Raw genomic sequence first — 14278 nt, 5'->3', positions numbered from 1 at the left:
TCCTCCTCAGCCAAAAAAGTCCGTTACCGCCCGGCGGTACGCGGCCACGGGGTCCGCAGCCTGGGTGATGGGACGGCCCACCACAATGTAGTCGCAGCCGGACCTGCCGGCCTTCTCCGGAGTCATGATGCGCTTCTGGTCTCCCACGGTGCTGTCGGCAAAGCGGATGCCGGGGGTGACGGTGAGGAAACTCTCCCCGCACTGCTCCTTTACCAGCGCCGCCTCCAGGGGAGAGCAAACCACGCCGTCGAGGCCGCTGTCTGCGGCATTTTTGGCATAGGCCATCACTGTCTCCGCCATAGGAGTGTCAATGAGCAGCTCGTTTTTTAGCGTCGCTGCGTCGGTGGAGGTCAACTGGGTCACGGCAATGAGGATGGGGCGGGTGCCATCAGGCCGGGTCAGCCCCTCCAGGGCGGCGCGCATCATGGCGGAGGCACCGGAAGCGTGCAGGTTCACCATATCCACATCCAGACGGCTGAGCACCGCCATGGCCCGGCCCACGGTGTTGGGAATGTCGTGGAGCTTCAAATCCAGGAAAATCCTGTGGCCCCGGGACTTGATCTCCCGGACCATCTGTGGCCCCTCGGCGTAGAAGAGCTCCATGCCGATCTTCACAAAGGGCTTTTCCCCGGCAGGGAACTGGTCCAAAAAGCCCAGAGCCTCCTCACGGGTGGGAAAGTCTAGGGCAATGATCACATCTTTTGCACTCATGAATGTGCGCCTCCTGTCAAATTTGAAATCTGGGTGACGCCCAACCGCTGGCAGACGCCGGGCAGGGCCTCAATTATGGTTTTGCAGGCCAGGGGGTCCCGCAGGTTGGCGGCGCCCACCTCTACGGCGGAGGCGCCGGCCAGCATCATCTCCGCCGCGTCCTCCGCGGAGGAGACGCCGCCGCAGCCGATGATGGGCAGTTTCACGGCCTCGTATACGTCCCACACCATCCGCAGCGCCACCGGGAACACGGCGGGACCGGACAGCCCGCCGGTACGGTTGGCCAGCAGGGGCCGCTTCGTCCTCAGGTCAATGCGCATCCCTAACAGGGTATTGATGAGGCACAGCCCATCAGCCCCCTCCGCTTCGCAGGCGCGGGCAATCTCCGCAACGTCCGTCACATTGGGGGAAAGCTTCATGAATACCGGCTTTTTTGTCACGGCTCTCACGGCACGAGCGACTTGGGCGGCGGAGGCGGGATCAGAGCCGAAGTTCCTTCCGCCAGCGTGGACGTTGGGACAGGAGATGTTTACCTCCAGAATTTTCACCTGGTCCACACCGTCCAGCTTCCGGCAGTTCTCCGCGTACTCCTCCACGGAGAAGCCCCCCACGTTGGCAATGACGGGACCGTGAAAGATTTCAGCAATGTGGGGGACCTCCTGTGCGATGACCGCGTCGATGCCGGGATTTTGCAGGCCCACGGCGTTCAGCATACCGGAGGGGACTTCCGCGATGCGGGGCTGGGGATTGCCCAGGCGGGCCTGGGCAGTGGTACCTTTCCAGGAGAAGGCCCCCAGAATGTCCAAGTCATAAACCTCCGCATACTCCCGGCCATAGGCAAAGGTGCCGGAGGCGGGGATGATGGGATTTTTCAGCGCCACCCCCGCCAGGGTGACAGTCAGATCTACCATACGATTTCCTCCTTGTACAGGATGGGGCCATCCTTGCATACCCGCTTGGAGCCGTTTGCGGTGGGCACTGTACAGCCCATGCATGCGCCAAAGCCACAGCCCATCCGGGCCTCAAAGCTGAACTGCCCGCCGGTGAGCTGAGGAAGACTGTGGACGGCGCGGAGCATGGGCAGAGGACCGCAGGCGAAGACATAGGTGCACTCCGGCACATTGCGGATGCAGTCGGTGACAAAGCCGCGGGTGCCCAGGCTTCCATCCTCCGTGGCCAGGAGCAGCCGGCAGCCCAGAGCTGCGAACTCCTCTAAATAGAAGACGTCCTGTCCGGTGCGGAACCCCAGTGCCACCGTGGGGGTACAGCCCTGCTCCAGAAGCCGCTGTGCCAGGCCATACAGCGGCGCGATGCCGATACCGCCGCCTGCCAACAGGGGCGAGGAACCGGCCTGCACGATATCAAAGCCGTTGCCCAGGCCGCTGAGCACGTCTAATTCCGTTCCGGGAACAGAGCGAACCAGCGTGTGAGTGCCTTCGCCCACCACTCGGACCAACAGCATCAGGGCATGCTCTGTCCAGTTGCAAACAGAGATGGGGCGGCGCAGAAAGTTTCCGGGCAGGGCGATGTTAACGAATTGTCCTGGCGCAGTGATGGCAGAGGTGTCTCCGGAGAGAACCAGTTCATAGATATCACTGCCCAGCTGCCGGGTGTGCTCCAAAGTAAAGAGTGATTGCTTCATAGAAGTTTCCCTTCCGCCGCCACGGGCGGCATTCATCGAAAATGCGGAGGAGTGAGCGTCCCTGCCAAAGGAGCCATCACGCCTCCCGCGTCGGCAGATCGTGGTAGACGATTTCGCCGCCGCAGATGGTCATGGCGACAGCGGCGCTGACGCTCCAGCCGTCAAAAGGCGTGGCGCGGCCCAGGGAGCGGAACGTACCGCTGTCGATCATATGGGGGCGGTTCAAATCCAGCACAGCAAGGTCCGCGTCCGCGCCCTCGTCCAGCGCGCCGCCCGGAAGGCCGAACAGCCGCCGGGGGGCGACGCATAGGGCACGAATCAAAGTATCCAGTGGGAGGACGCCGGGGCGCACCAGCTGGGTGTAGAGCACCGGAAAGGCCGTCTCCAGCCCCACGATGCCGTTAAGGCTGCCGCGAAGTCCCTCGGACTTTTCCTCGGCGCTGTGAGGGGCGTGATCCGTTGCAATGCAGTCAACCGTGCCATCCAGCAGGCCTTCTACCAGGGCGTCCCGGTCCGCGGCGGAGCGGATGGGGGGATTCATCTTGAAGCGGCCCTCATCCAGCAGGTCTTCGTCGCACAGCACCAGGTAGTGAGGGCCGGTCTCGCAGGAGACGGGCAGGCCCTCCGCCTTGGCGGCGCGGATGAGAGCCACGCTCTCTTTCGTAGAGACGTGGCAGACATGGTAGCGGCAGCCGGTCTCCCGGACCAGCCGCAGATCCCGCTCCACCTGCCGCCACTCACTCTCTGGATTATTGCCGATGAGGCCGTGCCGACGGGCAAAGTCTCCGTCATGGACGGCCCAGCCGGGGGATAGAAGGGACTCGTCCTCGCTGTGGGCAACAATCGGCCGCTCCAGCTTTTTTGCAAGCTCCATGGCCCGGCGCATCAGCGGTTCGGACTGAACGCCCCGGCCGTCGTCGGAGAAGCCGGCCACATACGGGGCCAGCGCTGCCAGGTCTGCCAGCTCCGAACCCTGTTCGCCCTGAGTGATGGAGCCATAGGGATAGACCCGGACTTTGGCATGGCGCGCGATCAGCTCCTGCTGAACGCGCAGGTGCTCCAGACCGTCCGGCACCGGGCTCAGGTTTGGCATGGCACACACCGCCGTGTATCCTCCGGCGGCCGCTGCCGCTGTCCCGGTGGAGATTGTCTCCTTATAAGAAAAACCAGGCTCCCGAAGATGCACATGCACATCGACGAAACCTGGAACAATCAAACAGTTGGGTAAGGAAATGACGGAAGGTGCCTCCTGAGGAACGGAAACAATACGGCCCTGATCCATTGCCAGGTCCATATTCTGAAAATGTCCTTTCCAAAAGACGGTCCCGCCGGTCAGCAGCAGACTCATGTGCGAATCCCCCTTCAACAGTTTTCTCGACTTTTTAGTATACTAAAAATATAGCGGCTTGTCAACGAAAAATTTTCAGATCTCAGAGAACGAAAATGCTATCAATAAGAGTAACAAAGGGAAAACCCCTTGTTACTCTTATTTTTTTGTCGAAAGAACGGGAGATAAACAATGAAAGTTATGAACAGAGAGGCCGCATGGGCCGAAGTAAACAAGATTTTTCCGACCGATTATGAAAAGAATGGTGAGGCCAGCAACCGGGCGGGTTACCCAGTATACCGCAGTACAGCAGGCGACATAAACGCATGGATCAGCGACATGGGGGACCGCCTGGAGGTGAACCTGCCGGACGGTAAGAGCGTAAACATCTGGATCGAGGAAAGCGAAGAAGAACAGAAAAACGAGCAGTCAGCCATGCCGCATTATGGAGAAATGTTAAGTAAACAGATCCGCGACACGGCAGACACTGGGAAACTGACGGCATTTGAAAAGTTCGTGCTGGATCGTGGTTGGCTGTTTTCCACCGAGGAGAGCCTGAAAGCCGGATATGATCGGGTGTGGAAATCAAGCCACGGGATCATGATTACACAGGAGGAGTTTCTGGCGGAGGCAAATCTGCGTAGAAAACACGCAAATGCAGCCGAAACATACAATGCCCTGGCGGCCATGGTGGCAGAAAAAAAGCTGGAGCCAAGCGGCGTTTTAGGGTATGCGGTGTTTGGCTGGTGTCTGGACAGGCCGGACGCCGTGGAGGCATACCAAACTGACAGAACAAGGTGGAGCGTGAACAACTGCGAAACCGAAATTACCACCGCAGAGGCTGTACTGGAAGTCAATAGAGAATGGGGGTTCGAGGCAGGGCGGATTGTTGTTCAGGGCGTGGCCTACTACGAAAGCACAGACTGGAATTGGATCCGCTTTGACTGCGCGGGTATGTCCTGGCTGATGTGTAACGGATCTCTGTACCAAGTTTGGCATTAAAGGCATACTGCGGGCGGTGAACACCGCCCGCAACAAAGAATCGGAGGTGAAAAAGCCATGAGTGAAAAATACATTAGCCCCGCCGAACGGGAGTATATCGCCAAGGCGTGGCGCAATTACGCGAGTGTGGCGGAGATCGCCACGCACCTGGGGAAATCCAGAAAAACGATCTACGCAGAATTACGGAGAGGCCAGGACGGCGAAAAGCTGGACCGGAACCAGCGCCCCGTCTATGACCCGGAACTGGCGCAACGCCGTTTCCAGGCTAACCTCCGACGCAGAGGCAAGCCCCAGCAGGCGGGCACCTGATACGGACGCGAGAGGAGAACGCCATGGACAACAGAAGCACAGCCATTTCCGCGGTGGAGGTGGCGGACGACAGGGCGGAGATCACGGCGGCGGTCAAAGCGGCCAAGGCTTTCCGGGACAAGCTGGAGGCCGCCGGGATTTCCTACCACAAATTGCTGACGCTGGAGGAAGCGCGGCGCGATATGAACGACCTGGCCCACCATATCCTGCTGGGCTGGGAGAATGGGGAGGGCTTTCCACATGAGTGAAAACACTATGCTGGTGCCGCAGATGGGCATAACCGCGGAGCAGGCCACGGCGAACTGCGAGGAACTGGCCAAGGCGATCCGCGAGATCACGGCGGGCGTTCTGACCACGGTAAACAGTTTCTGCAGATGGATCCAGCAGGTGGCGGCGGAGGTGGCAGCACAGCAGGAAATGGAAACGGCGCTGCGCTGGGCGTCGGTTGACAACCGCCCGCTTTATAACCGCTACCGCCACACCAAAAAGAAACGGATCCGCAAGAAGTACGCCAAGCGGATCCTGGAATGGTACAGAACGGAGGTGGCCCCGTGTTGAGGCTGAAAGCCAACAAAACCAGCCTTTACAATCTGGTGGCGACATACAAGCCCCTGCCGGGTATGCGCCGCGTGGATTTCCAGAAAGCGAATGGCCGCCCGGATTACTGGCTGGAATGGACGACGGACGACGGCCACACGAAAGCGTTTCTTTCCTCCTCCCTGGGGCACCCGATCCTGACGATCACGACGCACGACGCGGCGGGCGGGCAGCTGTACCATGAGGCGCACCGCCTTTCCGTTGAGGGCCTGCGGGAGCGCGGCATGGTGGAGGAAGTCACCACCGCCATGGAGAGGAGGCGGCAGGCACATGGCAGAGCGTAACGACATGACCGCGGCCCTGGTGACGGCCTACACCTCCCCGCAGCTGGCCGCAATCAACGAATACCTGGAGGCGGAAAAGGCCGTCAGGGCTGCGGCTGGAATATTAGGGCTTGACGCGGATCTGATGATTGCGGAGGCGGAGGGGCTGGCACGGGCTACGACATTTTCAAACGCGGAGGCCCTTTATTTCGTGGCAGATCAAGCCGCCAGCGGAAAGCGGGAGGTGAACGGCCATGCCTGACCATATCCCACTACCCGCCAAACAGTACAGCGTGATCTATGCGGATCCGCCGTGGGCATATTCCCAGGGCGGGAACACGAAAAGTTCCCACGGGATTGCAAAACAGCATTACCCCACCATGACCACCGCGGAAATATGCGCCCTGCCGGTGCGCGAAATCTGCGGGGGGGGGGTGCGCTTGTTTCATGTGGGCGACATTCCCCAATATCGCGGAGGCCATCAAGGTCATGGAGGCGTGGGGCTTTACATACAAAACCGCAGCTTTCGTGTGGGTCAAAAAGAACCGGAAGAACGGCGGCAATTTCATGGGCATGGGCGCCTATACCCGCGCAAACGCGGAGGTTTGCCTGCTGGGCGTCACGCCGGGCTTTAAGGCCAAGGCGCAGATCCGCGCCCACAATGTCCACCAGATTATAGAAGCCCCGTTCGAGGGGCACAGCAAGAAACCAGACGAAACCCGCCGGCGGATCGTGGAACTGCTGGGCGACGTGCCCAGGCTGGAAATGTTCGCCCGCCAGAGGGCTGACGGCTGGGACGCCTGGGGCAACGAAGCCCCGGAAGCATAGGAGGAACGGCAAATGTCTGATTTTTTAGAGAGAAACGGGCTGCAAACCGTGGCCCAACATTTCAAGGATCTGTTTCTGGCCAGCGTCCACCGCGACGGTGCGGAGGAACTGCTGGAGCGCCTGGAGAATGAAACGGACTTTTTCGAGGCCCCGGCGGGAGCCAAGCACCACGGCGCTTTCCCCGGTGGCCTGGTTATTCACAGCCTGAACGTTTACCGTCGTCTGCGGGAAATCACGATCCGCGACCTGACGAAAGAGGACGCGCCGGGGCCTGCCACCCTCTCCGAGCAGGAGGAGGAAACCGTGGCGATCCTGGGGCTGCTGCATGACGTGTGTAAGGCTGGCGTGTACCACGCCGAAACCAAGCGCCGCAGGAACCCGGAAACGGGCGTGTGGGAGGATTACCTGGGCTATACGTTCCGGGATCCCCTCCCGCTGGGGCACGGAGAAAAGAGCCTGTACCAGATCGCCCGCTTTATCCGCCTGGAGGATCACGAAGCCCTGGCAATCCGCTGGCACATGGGAGCCTATGACACGGCGGCCCGCACAGACCTGCGGGACCTGTCCGCGGCCATGGAAGCAACGCCATGGGTGTGGCGGCTGCATGAGGCTGATATGTGCGCCGCCCATATTGACGAAAGGGGCACGGACGAATGACAAAACTGTTATGTAAGCCCTGCGCCGTCGATCTGGCGGCCAGGGGTAAGACTGTAAAACCCGTCGCGCAGAGGTGTGAGAAAATCACCTGTTCGGAGTGCGGACGCCGCCGGTTCGGCATCACCTATGAGGTGACCGGGCGGGCCACCAGAAAAAAGGAGGTAACGAAGAAATGAGCCAGAAAGGCGAAAAATACGCCCGCCGCATGGAGCGGCGCGTGGACAAGCTGGAGCAGGACGTGGCGGCCATCACCACCGAGCAGACCACCCAGGGGGTGCGGATCTCTGCCGTGGAGGACGATCTGGCCGTTTACCGGGCGGCGGTGTCCGCCCGTGAGTTGAAACAGGCCGCGGCGGAGGTCAAGGCGGCCAAGGAGCGCAGAACCGCCCGCGCGGCGGAGCGGGAGCGCAAAGCCCGCCGGCGCAATAAGGTTCTGGCCTTTATCGCCCTGGCGCTGTTCGTCGCCGTCTGCGTGGTCATGGTGGCCAAGGCATACAGCGAGGAACCGGCGGCGGAACCTGCCACGTCGGAAGCGTCGGCGGCCCCGGCGGCAATCCTGCCCACGGAATTGCTGTTCACCGCGGCGGCGGAGGAGGAGGAATACATGGAGGACCCGCAGGAAACGGAAAAGATCGAGGAGGCGCTGCTGGCGCAGGGTTATTTCTCCCTGGCGGTTCCTATGCCCTACGAATGGCAGGACTACATGAGGACGTACTGCGAGGAATACGGCTGCCCCTATCCTCTGGCCCTGGCGGTGGCACAGACGGAAAGCAATTTCGACATGGACGCCGTGGGCGCCTCTGGTGAGGTGGGGATCATGCAGTTAAACCCCGGCCCCGGCGGTTCCTACCATGCGGAGATCCAGGCGGCCACGGGGCTGGACCCCACCACCGCCTCCGGGAATATCGCGGGCGGCTGCTACAAGCTGGGCCTGTATCTGGCCAAGTATAGCAGCGTCGAAAAGGCTGCCATGGCCTACAACATGGGCGAGGGCGGCGCAAGAAGCGCATGGGACAGCGGGATCACCTCCACCGACTACTCCAAGGCAGTCAAGGAGGCCATGGAAACATGGGAATGTACGGTGAACGCCTGGGGCGGGGTGTAACCCGCGAGGCCGCCCGCAAGTATGAAACGTCTGTGACGGAGCGGGCACGGCGGGAACGCTGGCAGGCCAGCGGCTGCGCCAGAGTGGTAAGCCGGAAATATGGCACCGTCGTGGTGCCGCACGGTTCCAATTTTGCCGCCCTGCTGAACGCGGCGGAGGTTTGGGGCTGTGACTGGACAGAAATACGGGACGCAGAGGTGTGGAGAGCTGGCGCAGAGGACAAGCCGGTGCCCATGCCGCACATTATATAAAGGAGGGTTTCAAAAAATGCTTATCAGCGAAAAGGGGCTGGTGAGAGCCATAAAGCGGGCCTATAAAAACAGCGGCTATGTCGTAATGAACACAGGCGACGCCGTGGCCATCTACACAGAAAACTGGTTTGTTCTGGCCAACCGCGCCCTGCTGCCGCGCAAGGTGTTGGCCACCATCGTGGAACACATGGGCATGATCCCGGAGCGAGATATGCCCACGTCGATCATTAAGGACACGGAGCCGCAGCTGGTTTTGAGAGAAACGGCGGCGGACGATATGGACCACTGGCGCGGCGGTGACCGCGGCGAGGAGGTCACCATGGTGCCGGTGATTATGCAGGGGTTCCAGATTTACCAGCCGCCCGGCGGCGGTGCCTGCTGGGGCGTTCCCCTGTACCTGGTGGACATGATCGAGCGGGATCCGGCGGAGCATATCGGCGCGGACGTGATCGACAAGGATCGCCTGCTGTGGGAGGCCGACGGCGAGGCCGTGGTGATTAACGCAGTACGGAAAGCCTGTTCCGGCTGGGCAAAGGAATGGGAGCGGGCCGTGTGGAACGCTCTGGAGGGTGTGGACCTCCACAAAGAGGAGGCCGGGCGGTGAATAACTTTGAAAGGATCACGGCCTCCCCGGAGGCCCTGGGGGACTTCCTGGGTGCCCTCCCTATCCTGTCCGGCCCGTGGGACGACGATTTCCACCGGGTATTTTGTGACAGCTGCGACGCGGAGAACTGCGACGCTGAAAACTGCGCCCACCAAGCTGAACGGAATAGCCCTACCTGGTGGCTGAAACGGGCATACACCGGCAGCGGCCCGGTTAAGACCGACAGCACGAACCCATATAAGCGGCAGGCCGCAGACCTCCGCCTGGAGGCTATGCACCAGCGGGACCGTTTTGGCCGGAACCTCCTGGCCACGGAACTGGAGGAAGCGGCGGCCACCATTGAGGCCCTGGCGGAGAAATTGGAGGCGGCAGACAATGGCGAGAGTTGAAAGGCCGGAGATCGGCACGGAAATGTACGCCGTTTTTGAACACCTCTATTCCGTGCAAAACCGCGCTGGGCCTCTCCTGGAATACTGCGTGTGCAAGGGCACGGTGCGCGGTTTTTTCACCGGCGGTTATACGGAGGTGCGCCTGCTTTTCACCGGGCCGGACGGGTTCCCGAAGCCGGGATATTATAAGCTGGACGACATTGGAAAGAAGCTGTTTTACACGGCGGCGGAGGCTGCCACCCTGGCCAAAAGCATGACCGAGAAATATGAACGGACATGGGGCTGGATCGGCGCACCGGAGATCCCTATGGCAAGGCCATGGGCGAAACTGCTGGAGGTGCCCGCCAATGGCTGAAATAATCCTGACAGGCGACGCGCTGGAGCAACTGCGGCATTTACCACCCGAAAGCGTCCATACCTGCGTCACCTCCCCGCCCTACTATAATTTGCGAGATTATGGCGCGGCTGGTCAAATCGGAAACGAGGCCAGCGTGGAGGAATACCTGCAATCGCTGGTTTCCGTTTTCCGTGAGGTCCGGCGGGTTCTGCGGGCAGACGGAACCCTGTGGGTGAACATGGGCGACAGTTACGCCACCAGATCAGGAAGCCAGCCGCCGACGAACACCCGTAATTCCTGCGGCCACACGGCAAAGCATACGCCGCGGGGCTACAAATACAAAGACCTGATCGGCGTTCCCTGGCAGCTGGCTTTTGCCCTCCGGGCAGACGGGTGGTATTTGCGCCAGGATATTATATGGAACAAATCCAACTGTATGCCGGAGAGCGTCCGGGATCGTTGCACCAAGAGCCACGAATATATTTTCCTGCTTTCCAGATCGGAACGCTATTATTTCGACGCGGCGGCAATCAGCGAACCCGTTACATCAACCAAGGGAAACGCCAGGACGTTCCGCGGCGGCGGTGCCTACACCGGCGGGCGGGCACACGACAACAGCGCCCAGGTGGAGCGCGAGAGCCACGGGAACCGAGAAAACCAGACGGGCCGCCGGAACAAGCGGGACGTGTGGACCGTAAGCACAAACGGCTTTCGCGGCGCCCATTTTGCCGTGTTTCCTGAAAAGCTGATTGAACCATGTATTTTAGCAGGCAGCCCATTGGGCGGCACGGTCCTGGATCCGTTCGCCGGGAGCGGCACCACCGGAGTGGTGGCCAAGCGCCTGCGGCGCGATTTCATAGGCTGCGAGATCAACCCCGACTATGCACAAATGGCAGCTGACAGAATAGCAGCGGCCACGCCGTAAGGAGGGCACCGTGGAAGTAACTGTAAATATGACCGCAGAGGAGTTTCTGGAGTTTGTGGCCTGGGGGAAAGACCGGGACTATTACAAAAGCAGGCTGGACAAGGAACTGAACAAGCGGGAAATGCTGGCAAAGAAAACGTGCTGGGCCATCGACGCAGATCCGAAGAAGCCCGGCAAGGTCAAAATCATTGACCAGGAACACGCGGCGGAATTGCTGGAAATGGCCAAGGATTACCTGGCATAAAAAGAAAAGCCACCTGCGCCCGGTGCTGTCAACACGGCGCAGGTGGCAATATAGACGACGGAAAACCGTCCGATATACCTATATTATATCAGGTTCCCGGGCGGAATACAAGCCGGAAAAAGCGACGGGGCCACGGCCCCGTATAGCGCCGGTAAGAGTGATTAGTAAAGTGACCAGCAGCAGAAAAGGAGGCACCCATGGCCTACGTTCATAGGGTGGTGAAAGCTGGTCCGTGTGTCGAACACAAGAAAATGCAATCTTTCCGGGTTCACACAAAAGGAGTGAAGCGCGGCCCCAATACTGGGCACACCACCGAGAAGCAGGAGCGGATCAACGAGCGGGTGGCGGAGGAACATTTGCGGTGGGATATAAACGCCAATTTCGGCCATAGGGATCTCCACGCCGTTCTACACTACTACGTCAAGGACAGTTCTTTCGAGGAGATCCTGGAGAACAAGGCCGCTTTTCTGCGGAACCTGCGGAAACTCTGCAAAAAGCGCGGGATCACGTTCAAGGCCGTGGTGGTCATAGAAACCAAGCGCATGACCAACCCGCACATTCACGTTATCATTTCCCGCATGGATCCGGAGATCATCACGGAGGCGTGGGAGAATGTCCCAAGAGGCGGCGGAGGTATCAGCTTCAAGCCTATGGACAGGCGCGGCAACCACTACAAGCTGGCCGCCTACCTGATGAAAGAAAGCCGTTCCACCATGGAGAGGTACAGAGAGATCGGCAAGCGCGGGAAGCGGTACAGCAAAACGCAGAACATGGACAAGCCGGAAATCACATACACCGCCGTGCCTGCGTCCAGCTGGAGAAAGGACCCGAAAGCGAGAAAGGGCGCCGTGCTGTATAAGTTCGACGACGGATCCACCTGCCGGAGCGGGTGGCATGAGATCAGCGGTTACCCATACCAGGAGTATTTCGAGATTTTCAACGAATAGGAGGGTTTTCTGTGAAAATCTACATATCAGGCAAGATCACCGGGGACAGGCGTTATAAAGCCAAGTTCCGAGAGGTGGAAAAGAAGCTGGCGGCGGCGGGCCATATCGTACTGAACCCCGCCACGGCGCCGGAGGGGCTGCGCCCCGTGGATTATATGCGCCTGTGTTTCGCCATGATGGAGGCGGCGGACGTGGTTCTGTTCATGCAGGACTATCAGGACAGCCGCGGCGCCATGCTGGAATGGGCGTGGTGCCAGTACGTTGGGAAACAGACCTGTTTCGACCTGGCGACGTTTGGAGGGCCGGAAACATGAGTGGGGCGCAGATCAATTTCCTGGACGAAATCATAGTGGACAATTTCGCCGGCGGCGGTGGCGCGTCAACCGGGATCGAATTAGCCACGGGCCGCGTGGTAGACATAGCGGTGAACCACGATCCTGACGCCATTTTAATGCACAAGACGAACCACCCGCACACGCGCCATTTTCAAGCCAGCGTGTGGGACGTGGACCCGGTGGAAGTCTGCCAAGGGCGCCCCGTGGGCCTGGCCTGGTTCTCCCCGGATTGCAAGCATTTCAGCAAGGCCAAGGGTGGGAAACCTGTTGACAAAAATATACGCGGGCTTGCATGGATCGTCCTGCGCTGGGCCGGAACGGTCCGTCCGCGCGTGATTATTCTGGAGAACGTGGAGGAGTTCCAAACGTGGGGGCCTGTGCGAAAAGGAAAGCCTGTCAAAAAACTGGTGGGCCAAACTTTCCACAAATGGCTGGAGCAGCTTAAAAACCTGGGGTATGCCGTCGAGTGGCGCGAACTTGTGGCCGCGGATTATGGAGCGCCCACAACGCGAAAGCGGTTTTTCCTGATTGCCAGGCATGACGGGCGGCCTATTGTATGGCCGGAACCAACACACGCACCGGCAGACAGCCCGGAGGTAAAGAGCGGAAAGAAAAAACCATGGCGCAGCGCGGCGGAAATCATAGACTGGAGCCTGCCGTGCCCGTCCATTTTTGACAGCCGCGCAGAGATCAAGGAAAAATATGGGCTTTCGGCGCAGCGCCCCCTCCGTCCCAATACTATGCGGCGTGTGGCCAGAGGCGTGGACAAGTTCGTGATAAAATCGGCGGATCCGTTTCTGGTGATTGTCAACCATGCTGGGGATTTCCGCGGGCAAGAAATGAGCGGGCCGCTTCAAACTGTGACAGCAAAACACGGGTACGGCGTGGCCTCCCCTGTCATGGCGCCGCTGACGGTAACGAATACCACCAACAGCGTGGGGGCAGCCGCGGGCGCCCCAGTGCATACCGTGACAACCGCAGGAAACCAAATGCTGATTACGCCAACCCTGGCCGCAATCGGGCAGACCGGCGGCGGGGACCGCGGGCGCAGCGTAATGGAGCCGACGCACACCCAGGTGTCAAAAGCGGAGGAGTGCGTGGCGTGTCCGGCCATGATCCAGTACCACACGGAGCAATCGGAGCGAGTGCGAGGCCAAAGCGTCAAAGAACCTGTTATGACCATTGACGCCTCCAACCGCTACGGCCTGGCGGCGGCTACGCTGACAAAGTATTACAGCGGCGACCACAACCAGAGCGCGGGCGCACCGCTTCACACGGTCACGACGCGGGATCGTGAAGCTATCACAATGGCCAGCATGGTCAAACTGAAAGGTACAAACCTGGGCGGGCCTGCAACGGAGCCGGTGCAAACAATAACCGCTGGCGGAGGCCATCATGGGGTGATTACCACCGAAGTGGTAAAAGCGACACCGGGCGCCGATCTCCGAAACTGGCCAAAAATCCGTGCCGCCCTGAATGAGTATTGCGGCTACACGCTGGCGGACAATGAGGTGATCCTGTTTTTGATCGGAGGCGCCTGGTATTTCATGGCTGATATAGGGCTGCGTATGCTGACGCCGCGGGAATTGTACAGGGCGAACGGCTTTCCTGATGATTATAAAATCGACAAAGATTACACCGGCAAGGAGTACGGGAAAACCAAGCAAGTGGCAAGGTGCGGGAACGCAGTACCGCCACCGTTTGCCACGGCCCTGGTTCGGGCAAACCTGCCGGAATGGTGCGGAACAACAATCACGACCATGGCACAGCTGGAGCGGCTGGTGGCCGTGTAATGGAAAGGGCGG

General features: G+C 60.1%; 23 protein-coding genes. 19 read left to right on the top strand and 4 right to left on the bottom strand.

Translation table 11 applies throughout. The annotated features are described in order from the left end of the window. Positions 1–6 precede the first annotated feature (6 nt). The 4 genes from pyrF to KJS55_RS01680 form a co-directional block, all read right to left on the bottom strand. Entirely contained in the window at positions 7–711 is a 705-nt protein-coding gene (gene pyrF / locus KJS55_RS01695) for an orotidine-5'-phosphate decarboxylase (RefSeq protein ID WP_213542565.1), read from the bottom strand. Next, positions 708–1622, bottom strand: coding sequence for a dihydroorotate dehydrogenase (locus KJS55_RS01690; RefSeq protein ID WP_213542564.1), 915 nt, complete (start codon positions 1620–1622; stop codon positions 708–710). Before KJS55_RS01690 ends, pyrF begins: the two co-directional genes overlap by 4 nt. Beyond that, complete coding sequence (locus KJS55_RS01685; RefSeq protein ID WP_187031216.1) at positions 1616–2353, bottom strand: dihydroorotate dehydrogenase electron transfer subunit; 738 nt, start codon at positions 2351–2353, stop codon at positions 1616–1618. The genes KJS55_RS01690 and KJS55_RS01685 overlap by 7 nt, the downstream gene beginning before the upstream one ends. A 76-nt stretch (positions 2354–2429) precedes the next feature. Beyond that, positions 2430–3701: a dihydroorotase gene (locus KJS55_RS01680; RefSeq protein ID WP_213542563.1), complete on the bottom strand. Its 1272-nt coding sequence runs from the start codon at positions 3699–3701 to the stop codon at positions 2430–2432. A 171-nt stretch (positions 3702–3872) separates the two neighbouring features. Here KJS55_RS01680 and KJS55_RS01675 point away from each other — a divergent pair, with 171 nt between their 5' ends. The 19 genes from KJS55_RS01675 to KJS55_RS01585 all read left to right on the top strand — a co-directional run bounded on the left by KJS55_RS01675 (position 3873) and on the right by KJS55_RS01585 (position 14266). Beyond that, positions 3873–4682 carry a hypothetical protein gene (locus KJS55_RS01675; RefSeq protein ID WP_213542562.1) on the top strand — a complete coding sequence of 270 codons (810 nt, stop codon included), beginning with the start codon at positions 3873–3875 and terminating at the stop codon, positions 4680–4682. 57 nt (positions 4683–4739) lie between these two features. Next, the gene (locus KJS55_RS01670; RefSeq protein ID WP_187015753.1) at positions 4740–4991 is read left to right on the top strand and encodes a helix-turn-helix domain-containing protein; all 252 of its coding nucleotides are present in this window, start codon (positions 4740–4742) and stop codon (positions 4989–4991) included. A 23-nt stretch (positions 4992–5014) separates the two neighbouring features. After that, a complete protein-coding gene (locus tag KJS55_RS01665) occupies positions 5015–5239 on the top strand; it encodes a hypothetical protein (protein ID WP_213542561.1) in 225 nt (74 codons plus the stop codon). Next, positions 5232–5549 (top strand): hypothetical protein, encoded by a 318-nt coding sequence (locus KJS55_RS01660; RefSeq protein WP_213542560.1) that lies wholly within the window; start codon positions 5232–5234, stop codon positions 5547–5549. The genes KJS55_RS01665 and KJS55_RS01660 overlap by 8 nt, the downstream gene beginning before the upstream one ends. After that, positions 5543–5872, top strand: a complete 330-nt coding sequence (locus tag KJS55_RS01655; RefSeq protein ID WP_213542559.1) for a hypothetical protein — start codon at positions 5543–5545, stop codon at positions 5870–5872. The genes KJS55_RS01660 and KJS55_RS01655 overlap by 7 nt, the downstream gene beginning before the upstream one ends. Continuing rightward, positions 5859–6113, top strand: a complete 255-nt coding sequence (locus KJS55_RS01650) for a hypothetical protein (protein ID WP_213542558.1) — start codon at positions 5859–5861, stop codon at positions 6111–6113. The genes KJS55_RS01655 and KJS55_RS01650 overlap by 14 nt, the downstream gene beginning before the upstream one ends. A 185-nt stretch (positions 6114–6298) precedes the next feature. Next, positions 6299–6679, top strand: coding sequence for an MT-A70 family methyltransferase (locus KJS55_RS01645; RefSeq protein WP_428846501.1), 381 nt, complete (start codon positions 6299–6301; stop codon positions 6677–6679). A 12-nt stretch (positions 6680–6691) separates the two neighbouring features. Next, a complete protein-coding gene (locus KJS55_RS01640; protein ID WP_213542557.1) occupies positions 6692–7336 on the top strand; it encodes an HD domain-containing protein in 645 nt (214 codons plus the stop codon). After that, the gene (locus KJS55_RS01635; protein ID WP_187015747.1) at positions 7333–7512 is read left to right on the top strand and encodes a hypothetical protein; all 180 of its coding nucleotides are present in this window, start codon (positions 7333–7335) and stop codon (positions 7510–7512) included. The genes KJS55_RS01640 and KJS55_RS01635 overlap by 4 nt, the downstream gene beginning before the upstream one ends. Next, positions 7509–8441 (top strand): transglycosylase SLT domain-containing protein, encoded by a 933-nt coding sequence (locus KJS55_RS01630; RefSeq protein ID WP_213542556.1) that lies wholly within the window; start codon positions 7509–7511, stop codon positions 8439–8441. Before KJS55_RS01635 ends, KJS55_RS01630 begins: the two co-directional genes overlap by 4 nt. After that, a complete protein-coding gene (locus KJS55_RS01625) occupies positions 8405–8692 on the top strand; it encodes a hypothetical protein (protein WP_213542555.1) in 288 nt (95 codons plus the stop codon). The genes KJS55_RS01630 and KJS55_RS01625 overlap by 37 nt, the downstream gene beginning before the upstream one ends. Positions 8693–8708: 16 nt before the next feature. Then, on the top strand, positions 8709–9296 hold the full coding sequence (locus tag KJS55_RS01620; protein ID WP_213542554.1) for a hypothetical protein: 588 nt from the start codon (positions 8709–8711) through the stop codon (positions 9294–9296). Then, positions 9293–9685: a hypothetical protein gene (locus KJS55_RS01615; protein WP_213542553.1), complete on the top strand. Its 393-nt coding sequence runs from the start codon at positions 9293–9295 to the stop codon at positions 9683–9685. The genes KJS55_RS01620 and KJS55_RS01615 overlap by 4 nt, the downstream gene beginning before the upstream one ends. Beyond that, positions 9672–10040, top strand: coding sequence for a hypothetical protein (locus tag KJS55_RS01610; RefSeq protein WP_213542552.1), 369 nt, complete (start codon positions 9672–9674; stop codon positions 10038–10040). The genes KJS55_RS01615 and KJS55_RS01610 overlap by 14 nt, the downstream gene beginning before the upstream one ends. Continuing rightward, entirely contained in the window at positions 10033–10947 is a 915-nt protein-coding gene (locus tag KJS55_RS01605; protein WP_213542551.1) for a DNA-methyltransferase, read from the top strand. The genes KJS55_RS01610 and KJS55_RS01605 overlap by 8 nt, the downstream gene beginning before the upstream one ends. A 10-nt stretch (positions 10948–10957) precedes the next feature. Then, a complete protein-coding gene (locus KJS55_RS01600) occupies positions 10958–11191 on the top strand; it encodes a hypothetical protein (protein ID WP_213542550.1) in 234 nt (77 codons plus the stop codon). A 197-nt stretch (positions 11192–11388) separates the two neighbouring features. Continuing rightward, on the top strand, positions 11389–12138 hold the full coding sequence (locus KJS55_RS01595) for a rolling circle replication-associated protein (RefSeq protein ID WP_187015739.1): 750 nt from the start codon (positions 11389–11391) through the stop codon (positions 12136–12138). Positions 12139–12149: 11 nt separating this feature from the next. Next, positions 12150–12452 carry a DUF4406 domain-containing protein gene (locus tag KJS55_RS01590; RefSeq protein WP_213542549.1) on the top strand — a complete coding sequence of 101 codons (303 nt, stop codon included), beginning with the start codon at positions 12150–12152 and terminating at the stop codon, positions 12450–12452. Next, positions 12449–14266, top strand: coding sequence for a DNA cytosine methyltransferase (locus KJS55_RS01585; RefSeq protein WP_213542548.1), 1818 nt, complete (start codon positions 12449–12451; stop codon positions 14264–14266). Before KJS55_RS01590 ends, KJS55_RS01585 begins: the two co-directional genes overlap by 4 nt. The last annotated feature ends 12 nt before the right edge of the window (positions 14267–14278 follow it).

The organism is Pusillibacter faecalis (genome assembly GCF_018408705.1).
Taxonomy (GTDB): domain Bacteria; phylum Bacillota; class Clostridia; order Oscillospirales; family Oscillospiraceae; genus Oscillibacter; species Oscillibacter faecalis.
The sequence above is the reverse complement of the archived record's forward strand: the minus strand, read 5'-3'. Positions and strand labels throughout refer to the sequence as shown.

What these genes read in the sequence shown, in the direction of transcription:
- KJS55_RS01640 (WP_213542557.1), top strand. Translation starts at nt 6,692, where the DNA reads ATGTCTGATTTTTTAGAGAGAAACGGGCTGCAAACCGTGGCCCAACAT.
- KJS55_RS01660 (WP_213542560.1), top strand. Translation starts at nt 5,232, where the DNA reads ATGAGTGAAAACACTATGCTGGTGCCGCAGATGGGCATAACCGCGGAG.
- KJS55_RS01650 (WP_213542558.1), top strand. Translation starts at nt 5,859, where the DNA reads ATGGCAGAGCGTAACGACATGACCGCGGCCCTGGTGACGGCCTACACC.
- KJS55_RS01665 (WP_213542561.1), top strand. Translation starts at nt 5,015, where the DNA reads ATGGACAACAGAAGCACAGCCATTTCCGCGGTGGAGGTGGCGGACGAC.
- KJS55_RS01610 (WP_213542552.1), top strand. Translation starts at nt 9,672, where the DNA reads ATGGCGAGAGTTGAAAGGCCGGAGATCGGCACGGAAATGTACGCCGTT.
- KJS55_RS01630 (WP_213542556.1), top strand. Translation starts at nt 7,509, where the DNA reads ATGAGCCAGAAAGGCGAAAAATACGCCCGCCGCATGGAGCGGCGCGTG.
- KJS55_RS01595 (WP_187015739.1), top strand. Translation starts at nt 11,389, where the DNA reads ATGGCCTACGTTCATAGGGTGGTGAAAGCTGGTCCGTGTGTCGAACAC.
- KJS55_RS01635 (WP_187015747.1), top strand. Translation starts at nt 7,333, where the DNA reads ATGACAAAACTGTTATGTAAGCCCTGCGCCGTCGATCTGGCGGCCAGG.
- KJS55_RS01625 (WP_213542555.1), top strand. Translation starts at nt 8,405, where the DNA reads ATGGGAATGTACGGTGAACGCCTGGGGCGGGGTGTAACCCGCGAGGCC.
- KJS55_RS01645 (WP_428846501.1), top strand. Translation starts at nt 6,299, where the DNA reads ATGTGGGCGACATTCCCCAATATCGCGGAGGCCATCAAGGTCATGGAG.
- KJS55_RS01690 (WP_213542564.1), bottom strand. Translation starts at nt 1,622, where the DNA reads ATGGTAGATCTGACTGTCACCCTGGCGGGGGTGGCGCTGAAAAATCCC.
- KJS55_RS01605 (WP_213542551.1), top strand. Translation starts at nt 10,033, where the DNA reads ATGGCTGAAATAATCCTGACAGGCGACGCGCTGGAGCAACTGCGGCAT.
- KJS55_RS01620 (WP_213542554.1), top strand. Translation starts at nt 8,709, where the DNA reads ATGCTTATCAGCGAAAAGGGGCTGGTGAGAGCCATAAAGCGGGCCTAT.
- KJS55_RS01670 (WP_187015753.1), top strand. Translation starts at nt 4,740, where the DNA reads ATGAGTGAAAAATACATTAGCCCCGCCGAACGGGAGTATATCGCCAAG.
- KJS55_RS01680 (WP_213542563.1), bottom strand. Translation starts at nt 3,701, where the DNA reads ATGAGTCTGCTGCTGACCGGCGGGACCGTCTTTTGGAAAGGACATTTT.
- pyrF (WP_213542565.1), bottom strand. Translation starts at nt 711, where the DNA reads ATGAGTGCAAAAGATGTGATCATTGCCCTAGACTTTCCCACCCGTGAG.
- KJS55_RS01685 (WP_187031216.1), bottom strand. Translation starts at nt 2,353, where the DNA reads ATGAAGCAATCACTCTTTACTTTGGAGCACACCCGGCAGCTGGGCAGT.
- KJS55_RS01675 (WP_213542562.1), top strand. Translation starts at nt 3,873, where the DNA reads ATGAAAGTTATGAACAGAGAGGCCGCATGGGCCGAAGTAAACAAGATT.
- KJS55_RS01585 (WP_213542548.1), top strand. Translation starts at nt 12,449, where the DNA reads ATGAGTGGGGCGCAGATCAATTTCCTGGACGAAATCATAGTGGACAAT.